This is a genomic window from Paraburkholderia sp. WS6, assembly GCF_030464835.1.
Classification (GTDB): Bacteria; Pseudomonadota; Gammaproteobacteria; order Burkholderiales; family Burkholderiaceae; genus Paraburkholderia; species Paraburkholderia madseniana.
This window is the reverse complement of the sequence record NZ_JALQCK010000051.1, coordinates 35518-47779: the sequence shown is the minus strand read 5'-3', so window position 1 is coordinate 47779 and position 12262 is coordinate 35518. Positions and strand designations below refer to the sequence as shown.

Here is a 12262-nt window from a genome sequence, read left to right as displayed (position 1 = left end):
CTTGGTGTTCCCGCTACTTCTTACTGCTATTTCGTGTTGCCAATGCGTACCGCTCAATTCGCGGCCGGCGGCCACGCGAGCGCATCGCGTGCGCCGCTCAACACCGGCTTTGCGGCATCGCCGGTGACGAACAGGCTGTAGCTGTCACCGGCAGCGAGCGCAGGCAACGGCAGCACCGCGCTCGCCACCGCGCCGCACTGCCCCACCAGCTTCGCGCTGACCGGATTGATCGAGCGCGCGTCCTGCGCGCCAGCGGCCACTTGCGCGAACACCGTCGGACCGTTGCCGTCCACACCGATCTTCGCGCTGCAACCGGGCGCGAAATTGAACGCGCGCAAAGTCGCCTTCAATCCATCGACCCGCTCATAGCGGCCGGCGATCCGCGTCGCATGCCACCCCTTTGCATCATGACGTAGCGCGACGGTGACGGCGTCGCCTGCACGGGTCGTCGCATTCGCCGTCGCATTGCCCGAACCGGCGGCATCGGCCAGAGCCTTACCGTCGACCGTGACGCGTGCCGACGTGCCTTCCGTCAGCACGCTAAAGCGCGTGACCGCGCCCGGCGCGAGCGTCTGCGGCGCTTCGCTGCCGGCAAGCGCAACGCGCACCGCCTGCGACGATGCGTTCAGCACGCGCAGATACGACGCGTTGGCCGGCGGCTGCGGTCCATACAGACTCGCGACATCGTCAGCAGCCGCGTACGCCACGCCAGCCGACAGAAGCGCGGCTGAGGCCACGGCCGCTGCCATCACCGCTGCCACCTTCGATTTACCCAAGCGGTCTCTTTTCATTTGATTCGTCCGGAGTCAATACGAGTAGATCGCGCCGAAGAACACGCCGCGCGCACGTTCGTCACCCGTGATCTTCAGGCGGTACTGCACCGACAAATCGACATACGAGCGCGGTGCGTCATATTTGCCGTCGCGGAACCAGTAACGCGTCGAAACCCCCACGCCGGCACCGAGCGGAATGCTGTGGTTGACGCTCGAGTCGTAGTCCGCGCCGATCACCGCATACGGGAACACGGTCCACTTCGGGCTGTAACGGTCCATGCGGAAGGTGCGGCCCAGTTCGAGATTAGTGGTCGCGTAGACCGATCCGGCGTTCAGATAGGTGCCCGTTTCGGCGTAGACCTGCGCAGTCCACCACGACGGCACGTCCACCCGGCGCTCGGTGCCGTAGCCACCCGAATAGGCGAGCCGCGCGAGCCAGTCGGGATTGACCTGCGAGCCGATCGGAATGATCCGTTCGAAGGCGACGATCGCGTCGATCTGCGAGAACGGCTTGGCGCGCGCGCCGACGGTGGCCTGCAAGGTATCGATGCCGCTCGCGCCGCCGTTCTTCACGCCGAAACTTTCATAGCCGCGCGCGTAGAGTTCGAACATCCGGTCGCCGAGACTGCCGAACGGACGCCAGTAGGCTTCCACGCCGGCCTGCCAGTTGTTCGACGTGCCCGGCGTCGGCGACGACGCGTAGCCCGGCTGCATGCCCGCGCCGCGATAGTTGAGCGAGGCGTCGAAGCCCCAGTTGCGCGTGGCCTCGGCGTGGGCGCTGCGCATCTCGTTCAGTTGCGCCGGTGTGGCCGGCGGCGTGTCGTCCGTTGGCTTCGCGCTCGCGTCGATGGCGCGCTCGAAGTACTGCGCGGCTTCGCGATTGCGGTGCGCCTGGACCGCCGCATAGCCCGCGTCGGCGGCGGCGCTGGCCGGCATGGTGCCGGCCTTGTCGGCCATGCTGAAGCGCTGGTACGCGACCTTGTTGTTGCCGGCACGTTGCGCGATATACGCGGCCGTCATGTCGGGCATGGCGTCGAGCATGCCGGCATCGATCATCTTTTGCGCTTCGCGCGTCGCGGCAGAATCGTCGCCGACCGTGCTCAGCGCGTTGATCAGTTCCACACGATGCTGCGGATCGTCCGGGGCTGCCTTGACCGCTTCGCGTGCATAGCCGACCGCGCCGGTTTTGTCGTTCGCGGCCGCGGCGGTCGCCGTGGCGCGCGCCGCGGTGAAACCGGGATCGGCCGCGTAGACGTCGCAGCTTGCGCCGAACTGATCGACGACGCAGTCGATGATTGGGCGCCGGGCCGGATCGAATGAAGGCATCGGGGCGGCTACTGCGTTGGCTGCGTTGGCTGCGTTGGCTGCGGTCGTTGCGTTCGACGCATTCGGCCCCGCCAACGCATGCGCCAACAATTGCCGCGCCTGATAACGGCGCAGCGCGATCGGCGGATCGGTGTCATCGCGATTCGTCTTCAGAGGTGCCAGCAGATCGAGTGCGCGCTGCGGTTGCCCTTCGGCGATCCACACGTCGGCGATGATCACGCGCGCCACGCGCTGGTTGCGCTGGGTCGCGTCATTAGCCTGCAGCGCTTTGGCGAAGTCCGCCTCGGCTTGCGCCGTCTTGCCCTGCGCGGCCAGCGTGTAGCCACGCAGCGTGAGCGGCATGATTTCCGTATCGTCGGCGGCAATGGCCGCACTCGTCGCCGCTTGCACGCCTGGCAGATCGTTCGCGGCGAACAGCGCGTCGATCAACTGGATGCGGTAGCCGACCAGATCCGGCGCATAGGCGACCGCCTCACGCGCGAGCGCGGCAGCCTCTACGTAGTCGCCCTTCTTGCGCGCCGCGAACGACGCACCGGACGACTTCGGCGCCAGACGGCTGCCGATGAAGCTGCGCCTCACGCGCAGTTCGTCGTTGTCGCCGAAGCGCTTGCTTGCATCGAAATCGGCGTTCCATGCATCGGTGTCCTGACCGGCCGCGCTCGCCGCGTCGATCAGCAGCAAGCGCAGGCGCAGCAGATCGGGACGCAACGCGATCGCCTCGTTCGCGTACCTGACCGTGCCCGAAAAATCCTTCGCTGCATACGCCTTGTAGGCCTGCTGCGCGGCCTTCAACGCAGCGCCCGTCAGCGCGTCCGGGTCGCCCGGTTGCTGGCGGCCGGCGCGGGCGACCGCGCGGGTCGACACGTTCAGCGCGTCGATCTGCTTGCGACGCGAGACCAGCGCAGGATCGCGGCCGATCTGTGCGATCGCGTCGCCGAGCGAGCGGCTTGCTTCGTTATAACGGCGAAGCGCAGCGAGCGCGTTGGCGAGCAGCACGCGCAGCGATACGACGTCGGGGCGCTGACGAATCGCCTCGCGCGCCCGCGCGATCGCGCCGGTGTAGTCGCCGCGCCCATAGGCCGCATACGCTTCTTGCGCCACCCGATAGGCGGCGCCGCTCAACGGCAGCGCATTTTGCTCGGATGGGGCCGCCTGAGGCGCGGCCGGCTGCGGCGCGACCGCTGCGCTCTGCGCATACACCGCTGCGCTGCTCAAGCACAACGCGCCGACCACCATTGCAGCGGTGACGCCACGCAACGTGAATGCGGACGCCGCAATCGGAGTCGCAGTTGGAGCCGCAGTTGGAGTCGCAGTCGAAGCCGTAGTCGAAGCCGTCGCTGAAACCCTAGTTACAGCGCACGCGAAAGCGGACGCCGCCGTTGAGCCAGAAGCCGAAGCCACCAAAGAAGCGCGCCCCATCCACACACGCCGGGTGAAAAAAGAATCGCTCATTCGGATGCCGCCAGAGCGCCCTGAAGGCGGCGCTGTTGCTGGATTACGTTTTCGAGTGCGGCACGCGAGATCACACCGCGCGCCACCATGTAGTCGCCGATGCGGCCATGGCGATCCGGGCGGTAGTCCTGCATCGCCGCTTCGAAAGCCTCACGGCGGACGTGACCATGCTCGATCAGCAGATCGCCGATCAGCGGTACGCTGCGTGCCGGCACAGGCTCGGCGCCGCCGGCCGGCGATGCGCCCGCTGAAGCACCTTCCACCCCACCCGCCGTACCCGCCTGCCCGCTCTCGCCCGCCGGCGCCGCGATCTCGACGCCGCGCAACACGCGCAGCCCCGCGGCGATCTCGCCCTCACGAACGATCTCCTGCACGACCTGCCCCCCCACCAGCGCGCTCAGTTCCGCGAACACCGGTTCGGCGAGCGGACTCGCGCTCAGCAGAATCGTGCGGCCGCCCGCGGCGTCGGCCTGCGGCAACACGCGGTGGCGCACGATCGCTTCGAGCGGCAAGCGCTTCGCATCGTCCTTGATGCGTTCGAGCGCCACGCGGCCACGCGGCAAATCAGACTGGAAGGCAATGGCTTCCGCGAGGGTTTCCTCGTCGAGCCAGCCCTTGGCCATCAGCACGCGACCGAGCGGCGCTTCACGCGCATGGCTTTCGCCGAGCGCCTGTTCGAGTTTGTCCGGATCGATGGCCTGCCACGACAGCAGCAATTCCCCAAGACGCTGACGGCGATTGTTAAAGCCGTCGGCCGATGGAAAGTCATGCATGGTCTTGTCCCATGCCAGCCGCTTGCCGGTCACGAGATGCGTGAGGAACATCTTCCACGCACGCGAGACAGCCATGAAGTTGATGAAGTTGCCCACCACCATGCGCGGCACGGACAGCACCCCATGCTCCCAGCCGTACAGACGGGTCACGAAATAGATCCGCTGCACCACGCGCAACAGCAACGCGCAACCGTTGGCCCACAGCAGCGCTTGCAGCCACGGCGAATCGGCGAACGGCGAAGCGATCAGCTCCGGCATCCAGCCGAGCAGATCGGCGCCGGCGAAGAGCAGAAACTGGATCACCAGCGCATACGCGATGATGCCGACGAACGCGGTAACGATGCCTTTGCGGTCACGGAACAGCAGATAGCGATTGGCGAGCGAGCCGCTCCAGCCGGTCTGCTTCCACCCTTGCAAGCCGATGCCGAGCGTCCAGCGCGCGCGCTGCCGGTAAGCGGTGCGGAACGTATCGGGGAAGAATTCGCGCACGCAGAGCGGCATCGTCACGGTAATGTCGCGCTCGCGGCCAAGGCCGAACCACGCCTTGCGGCGTGTGGCGAATTGCACCGCAAAGCGCGCGAAGATCGACTGCATGCCCATCTTGCCGAGGCGCGCGCCGACGTCGTAGTCCTCGGTGAGGCTCTCGGTGTTAAACGGCTGGTTGTCGGTTTCGGCGTTCAGCGCGAGTAGCGCGCGCCGCGAGAAACACGTGCCGACGCCCGCCGAAGGCACCGAGCCGACCAGACTCTCGCGCACCACCAGATCCTTCGCGTGCCATTCGGCGAACTCGTCCATATAGGTGCCGGCCACGAGTTCGAACCAGTTGCGCTCGAGCGAGGCTACCGGCAACTGGATCATGTCCTTGCGCGGCAGCAGGTAATTGAAAAAGCGCAACTCGACCGGATGCAGCACATCCTCGCTGTCGTGCAGCACCACGCCGGCGAATTCGACGCCCGTTTCGGCCTCATACCTGAAGATCGCCTGGATCACCCAGTTCAGACAGTCGGCCTTGCAGGTCGGACCGTCGTGCGGCACTTCCACGCGTCGCAACTGCTTATAGCGGCGGCGCATCCGCTCGACTTCGGCGATAGTCTGCGGGTCGTTCTGATAGGTGCCGACGAACACCACATAGTTGCGGTAGTCCATCACCCGCACCATGTCTTCGATCATCGCCGCGACCACGTCGTACTCGTGCCACGCGGGCACCATGATCGCGATCGGCTGCTCGTCGCGCTGATACAACTGCGCGCTGGTGAGCGGCTTGTAGGCGCGCTGCACCGTGAAGCGGCGATAGAGCGTGCGGGTCCAGTACCAGAGGTCGATGAACAGATCGTCGAGGCTGGACAGCAGGATGATGAACGCCACCAGCGCCGCGCCGTATTCGAGCCCATGGTAATAGTGGGCTACCGCGTAGCCCGCATACCATTTGATTAGCGCGAAGCTCACGACTTGTCCTGATTCCTGCGGCGCGCCACGCTGGCCACCAGCAGCAACACGATCAGCAAGCCGACGAGGCCGGCCGGGATGCCCCAGCGTACCCAGCTCTGCATGAACCACGGGCCTTGCACGTCTTCTGCATCGACCACTTCGCCCGGATGACGCGTATCGAACTGGCGTAACGTGCCGCTGCCGTCGACGATCGCGACGTCGCCACGCGACAGTTGCAGCGACGCCGGCAGAATCGCCGCCGTGTCGCCCACCGTGCGATACACGATGCCCGATACGCTGCCCGACTTGACCGCTTCGATCACGCCGACGCGGTTCAAACCCGAAATATCCGCCAGCATCTTGCCGGATGCATCGGTGAGCGACAGACGGTCTTTCGACAGATGGGCGAGGCTCTTCTCATCGGCGAGCGTGACGTCGGCCGCGAGGAAGGCGCCCTTCGGGCTCGCCGCTTCGCCGTCGCGCGCGACGCTGAAAGTCGCACGGGTCGGTGCGATGCCGCTCGCGTTCGCCAGTCGCGCAACGCGCGGCAGCACTTGCGTGGCGTCGTTCAGATACGAGGCCGGCACAATCACATTCGCTTCCGACGCGAACCGCGCCACCATGCCGGTGAAGTCATCGCCGACTTTCGCATCGGCGAGCGTCAGATGGCTGCTCGGCAGCACGGCGATCGGATGACCCTGGCCGCGCGCCTGACAGCCGCCTTCCGGTTGACGCTGAAACACCACGCGCAGCAGGTTGTTCGGGGCGAGCGCGTAATGCGGCACGCGCGCGGCGATGCGCTGCGGTTTGCCGTTGGCGGTCAGCAGTTGCGAGCCGATCAGCACGTCGTTGAAATAGATCGAGGCGGTTTGCGCGGTGTTGTTCGGCGTCGGCGATGCGGCCACGTCGAGCACCACGGTGCCCGGTAACTTGCCGTTGCCCGATGCCGCGCCCAGATCGAAACTCGCGTCCCAGGTGGCGCGGCCCTGCACGTCGAGCGTGCGCGGCTGGCCGCCCAGCAGCGACAGTGCGATTTCGTCGCCGCGCGTGTTCGGTGCGGTGTCGATCTGATGGACCACGAGACGGCTCGTCACGTCGATCGGACGCCACGAGCGCGCGAGGACCGCCACGCCGTCGTTATCGCCGATCACGATCGCGGTCTGGCCACCGAGGTGAGCAAGGCGTACTTCGCCCGAGGCGAGCGACCTCGCGATCGGATCGATCGCACGGGTGCGCCATGCATCGAATGCCTCGCTTGCGCCCGGCGCGGTGCCGACGACCTGTTCGCGCAAGGCATCGAGGAAAGTCTTCAGCATGTTGCGCACCGTGTCGTCGGCGACGATCACGTCCGGCGCGAACGCCGAGCGCGGCGTCAGCGCAATCAAGGCGCCCGCTTCCGCCGGGTTCGCCAGCTTGTGCGAACCGCCCGCGGCCAACGCCGCAAAAGCCGGAACCGCGCGCAGCGGCGCCGGCACCTCGATGTCGCTCAGATCGACCGTGTCGCCCACCGCCGGCCACGTCCGCGTTGCCGGCGTGCGGCCTTCGCGTTGCAGCAGCGCTTCGACGCGCCAGCCTGCATCGAACGCCGGTGCCGCGAGCGTGCTCGCGCCGAGCATCACTACCGGCTTTTGCGGCAAGGCGCTCCACGCGCTGCGCAGATCGACGACCGCATCCGGATCGTAGCGATAGGTCAGGCGCGAAGTCGGCGCGATACGCCAGACGTTGCCGATCGCGGTCTGATCGGTACAGATGTTATCGCTGAGCACCGACGACCAGTCGAGGCCCACGCGCACGAAACCTCCCGGCCGTGCCGCGCCATCCACACCAAGACTCGCCGACGCATCGCCCTGGTCCTGTGTTGGGCTGCGCGAAAGCACCGGTGCGCCGTCGAGCGACACCAGCATGGTCGTGCGGCCGCCGTTGCCGCGCAGATAGCTGCCGTCGATCTGCAAGGCCGCGTCGCTCAAGGGCACGCCGGCCGGCACCGGCAGATACAGTTCCTGACGGCCGTCCGGCGCGCGCAACACGACCGGATCGCGCATTCCCAGTTCGGCCAGCGACACCGTGCGCGTCGCGAGACGGCCGCTGCCGAGTTGCGCGAGGCTGCCGGCGACATCGGCCGGCTGTTGAGCATGGGCCGTCGAGGCGAGCAACAGCAGCACGGCAAGGGCGTTCAGGCGAGGACGCGCGAGGCGGCGCATTGGCGTATGGGAGGTCACGTTGTCTTTTCTCTTAATTAGCGCGCAAACAGTGAAGCTGATTCGCACTGCATGGATTGTCTGGAACTGCGGCCCGCGCGGCGCTATTGCACGGCTTCCGCGCGCTGCACATTCGGAACCTGCCCCGTCCCACCGATGCCGCCACTCACGAATTCGTCGAACGGGCGCCCGGTCAACGCCGAAACGATCCGTTGCGACGCATGGCCGTCGCCGTATGGGTTGACGCGATGCGCGAAATCGTCGCGCTCGCCCGCGTCGTCGAGTAAGCCCGTCACCGCGCGTACGATCGCTTCGCGCTCCGTGCCGACGAGGCGCACCGTGCCGGCCGCCACCGCTTCCGGACGCTCGGTCACGTCGCGCATCACCAGCACCGGTTTGCCGAGCGCGGGGGCTTCTTCCTGCACACCGCCGGAGTCGGTGAGAATGATCGAGGCGCGTTGCATCAGACGCACAAAACCCAGGTAGTCCAGCGGATCGATCAGATGCACGTTGCGCGCCGTGCCGAGGGTTTCCTGCACCGGGCCGCGCACATTCGGATTCAAATGCACCGGATAGACGATCTGGACCCTGTTGGTCCTCGCCAGATCCGCGAGTGCCGCGCAGATATTCGCGAAGCCCGCACCGAAGCTCTCGCGGCGATGGCCCGTGACGAGCAACACCGGCAGCGCGCCGTCGAGGAACGGCAAGCGCGCGTCGAGCTCGGCGCGCAATGCCGCGTCGTTGTCGATGCGCGCGGTGGTGAGGTTCAGTGCGTCGATCACCGTATTGCCGGTCACGATGATCTTGCCGTGCAGCGCTTCGTGCGCGAGGTTCGCTTTCGAGCTCAGAGTGGGCGCGAACATCAGATCGCTCATTACATCGACCACGCGGCGGTTCATTTCTTCCGGCCACGGCTGCATCAGGTTGCCGGTACGCAGCCCCGCTTCGACGTGACCGATCGGAATCCGCCGATGAAACGAGGCCAGCGCCGCCGTGGACGCGGTGGTCGTATCGCCGTGCACCAGCACGCGATCCGGCTGAACGGTTGCGAGCACGTCGTCGAGCGAAGCAATAAGGCGCGACGCCAGACCGTTGAGCGTCTGGTTGCCGGTCATCAGGGCGAGATTGTGATGCGGCTTGATCTGGAACAGATCGAGTACCTGATCGAGCATCTGCTGATGCTGGCCTGTGACGCAGACCACCGACTCGATGCCGGCGTCAGCTTCCAGTTGTTTGACCAGCGGCGCCATTTTGATGGCTTCCGGCCGCGTGCCGAAAATCGACAGAATCCTCGTTGGCATATGCCCTCGATCTTTATTTGAATGTTTTATTGGCGGCAGGCAATGCGGAGCACGCGTTAATATCGCGCCCCGATATTTACCGATCCGACTTGCCCGTCGCCGATAATTAGCGGCAGTTCCCATATACGCCGGGAACGAATCGATCGGATGTAATAACTGCCGACTGGATTCACTTGAGCGTCGTTTGAACGAGCGGCCATTGATGGTGAATCGATGCGCATTCTAGCGCGTATTTCCGCCTATCTCACAATGGATTTTGCCTATGTGGCACGTCCGCGGCGGCGCCTCGCAGCCGGGAAACGGGATTTTTTGCCGACGAAGCCGGGTGATTAAGCCAGCGCAAACGTTTTCCGAATGTTTATGAAAGCGTTAAATTCAGGCTAATCATTTTCAAAATCCGTAAATGTTAAATCAGAATTAACATTTACTCCGCCTCATTCGCTCAAGTGGAATTGCCCGCTGATTAAGGCTGCGCAAACGTTATCGGCGGATTCGACGTGGTGCGGGCAATATCATGAACGACTCGTTCAAATTGACCGTGCGTCTCACTTGCTGGATTCGCGTTCGATTCCCGCTGCCAGTTCGGCGATCTGCGACTCCGCAAATACGCGGATGCCGTGTTGTTGCGGCAACGCGACAGTAACGCCGGTAGCGGGATGGGTTTGGTTGTTGAACGCGCCAGATCAAGCCAATCACGAGCCGAGCGAATCGGCATCGATCAATCGCTTCATAAGGGTTCCGAATTATATGAGGCGGCGGCAACACGACCAGGCACGTTTCCGGCACGCGTTCGAAGATCATCAGTTGATTGCGTTTCAGCTCACGGATCAGAAGCGCCCTGTTCGTCCCGCTGCTGGGCACACGTATTGCTCCATATCGCTCGCCGGCAACAACCCGTCAAAGCACGCAGTGCCCACAACGAGTAGCCGTTTTCAACTTCGATCCAGCAATCCATCGGTGGGAGGCCCCATGCTTCGATACGCAGTAATCTTCTTCATCATCGCGATCATCGCCGCGGTATTCGGCTTCGGCGGCATTGCCGCAGGCGCAACGGAAATCGCCAAGGTCCTGTTCTTTATCTTCGTGGTGATCTTCCTCGTCACCTTGCTGATGGGCGTGATGCGACGCTGACCTCCGCATCGAACAGGTAGGAAGAAACACCCGCACCGGTGCGAGGATCAGCAGCGGGTTGCAATACTTGCCACACGGTATTGCAATAGTTGCTGCCCGCATCGGGGGTTTTATCGCCAGCCCACCCACCTCACGCCGCGCGCGCGATCCTCGTCGGCACAGTCAACCTATGCGACCAGTTCGCGAGCGTGCGCGTCGCCACCGGTGGTTTGCTCAAGATCGCGCTGTCGTAGTGCTTGCCGTCAAAGCGCACGAAATCGACAATGCGAAACCCCTGCCCTCTGTAAAACGCAATCAGGTGTGCAGCCGGCTGCGGCGTATCGAGCGCGAGCTCCGCATAGCCGCGCGTCGCGGCCCAGTGGTCGGCGAAAGCGATCAACAGCGTACCGATGCCACGCGCCTGCCACACCGGCTCCACGCCGAACTGACGCAAGCTGGCAATATCGTCACGCCGGTAGAGTTCGCACGACGACTCGCGGTCCGGTGCATATAGCGTCATCGTGCCGACAATGCGTCCTTCGCAGACCGCCACGTAGCAATCGCCGCGCGTCGCGCGTGAACGTGTCGTCTCCACCGTTTGATCCACACAGGTGCAATTCAGCCCCATCGCACCGAGCCGTGTGAAAGCGCGATGCAGCAGCGCGGTCAACGCGACATACGAATCGCGCGACGGATCGAAGCGGCGCAGTTCGACACGGCCCACGCCGTGACACACGTAATCGATACGGACAGATTGCTGCGTCGTTGCACGTCGCTTCACGTTGAGCACCTCGCGCTATCAAGATGCACGAAGTGTAGATTTCGCGCGTAGGCGTCTCAAGAAAAAATGTCGTAAAAACTCACATGGGATGTGCGTGCCAGCATGTTGCTGGCACAGCTTGCCCACGCATTACGCCGCCGGCACCACAAGCGGCTCGCTCTCCCGCAAACCAAGATGCAATTCCTCGCAGAGGAACGTCTGCAATGTCTGCACGGCGGCCGCCTGCGCACCGGAGACCGGGCGCATGAAGAGTCCGAAATCGGCGGTCGGCGCATCGGGCAATCCATCGGCCTGACCGAGCACGCGCATCGACTCCGAGCGGATATTGCCGTCTAGCAGCACCGACACGCCGAGCCCCGCTTCCACGGCCGACTGCACTGCCGGCAAACTGGTGCTGGTGCACACAATGCGCCACGCAATCCCCGCGCGCCGCAGCGCCGTCAACACCTGTTGCTGCCACAGACACGCGCCGCCGAACGCAACCACCGGCAGCACGGCACCATCGTCGCGGCTAAACCCGCGTGCGCCGACCCAGAAGAGCGGCTGCGTCCACGTCAGCAGCGGCACCGAGTCGACCAGCGCGGGGTCCCCCACCACCACGTCGAGGCCGCCGTCCGCAAGCCGGTTCGACAACGCGGAACTGGTATCGACGACGATCTCCAGCGCCACCTGCGGATAAGCGATCGAAAAACGCCGCAGCGCACGCGGCAAGCGACCGACCGCGATGTCTTCCAGCATGCCGAGCCGCACCGTGCCGGACACCTGCCCGGCGCTCAACGCCCGCCGCGCATCGGCGCCCGCGCCGAGGATCGCGTGCGCGAACGGCAGCAGCAGATGTCCCGCTTCCGTGAGTTGCACGCCACGCGGCGAGCGGTCGAGCAAACGCTGCCCCAACTCTTCCTCGAGCCGGCGCAATTGCATGCTTACCGCCGCCTGAGTACGCGCAAGGCGGGCCGCCGCCACGCCCACCGCGCCGGTTTCCGCCACGGTGACGAACGCGCGCAGGAGACTGCTGTCGAGATCTCGGGTCATCACGTTTATTGAAGTGGTCATAAGAAATATCAACTTATCTTAATACCGCCTGCACCGATAAGATAGCTTCCACCCCATCCGAAAAGCG

The 12262-nt window shown here is 64.8% G+C and carries 8 protein-coding genes; 1 reads left to right on the top strand and 7 read right to left on the bottom strand.

Features of this window, described 5'->3' with window-relative positions; all coding sequences use genetic code 11:
- Positions 1 to 53 precede the first annotated feature (53 nt).
- From M0D64_RS38615 to wecB, 5 genes are all read right to left on the bottom strand, one after another.
- Positions 54 to 791, bottom strand: a complete 738-nt coding sequence (locus M0D64_RS38615; protein WP_266261525.1) for an alginate O-acetyltransferase AlgF — start codon at positions 789 to 791, stop codon at positions 54 to 56.
- Positions 792 to 806: 15 nt separating this feature from the next.
- Positions 807 to 3314, bottom strand: a complete 2508-nt coding sequence (locus tag M0D64_RS38610; protein ID WP_308102543.1) for a bacteriophage N4 adsorption protein A — start codon at positions 3312 to 3314, stop codon at positions 807 to 809.
- A 233-nt stretch (positions 3315 to 3547) separates the two neighbouring features.
- Positions 3548 to 5770 carry a glycosyl transferase family protein gene (locus M0D64_RS38605; RefSeq protein ID WP_266261524.1) on the bottom strand — a complete coding sequence of 741 codons (2223 nt, stop codon included), beginning with the start codon at positions 5768 to 5770 and terminating at the stop codon, positions 3548 to 3550.
- Positions 5767 to 7971, bottom strand: coding sequence for a cellulose biosynthesis cyclic di-GMP-binding regulatory protein BcsB (locus M0D64_RS38600; protein ID WP_266261523.1), 2205 nt, complete (start codon positions 7969 to 7971; stop codon positions 5767 to 5769). Before M0D64_RS38600 ends, M0D64_RS38605 begins: the two co-directional genes overlap by 4 nt.
- An 83-nt stretch (positions 7972 to 8054) precedes the next feature.
- Entirely contained in the window at positions 8055 to 9251 is a 1197-nt protein-coding gene (wecB, locus tag M0D64_RS38595; protein ID WP_266261522.1) for a non-hydrolyzing UDP-N-acetylglucosamine 2-epimerase, read from the bottom strand.
- Positions 9252 to 10220: 969 nt separating this feature from the next.
- Between wecB and M0D64_RS38590 the strand changes: the two genes are divergently transcribed.
- Positions 10221 to 10382 (top strand): DUF1328 domain-containing protein, encoded by a 162-nt coding sequence (locus M0D64_RS38590; protein ID WP_035551387.1) that lies wholly within the window; start codon positions 10221 to 10223, stop codon positions 10380 to 10382.
- Positions 10383 to 10512: 130 nt separating this feature from the next.
- Here M0D64_RS38590 and M0D64_RS38585 read toward each other — a convergent pair whose 3' ends face one another.
- Together M0D64_RS38585 and M0D64_RS38580 are read right to left on the bottom strand one after the other, a co-directional pair.
- Positions 10513 to 11142, bottom strand: coding sequence for a GNAT family N-acetyltransferase (locus M0D64_RS38585; protein WP_168435861.1), 630 nt, complete (start codon positions 11140 to 11142; stop codon positions 10513 to 10515).
- Between the two features lie 129 nt (positions 11143 to 11271).
- Positions 11272 to 12195, bottom strand: coding sequence for a LysR substrate-binding domain-containing protein (locus tag M0D64_RS38580; RefSeq protein WP_266261521.1), 924 nt, complete (start codon positions 12193 to 12195; stop codon positions 11272 to 11274).
- Between the last annotated feature and the right edge of the window lie 67 nt (positions 12196 to 12262).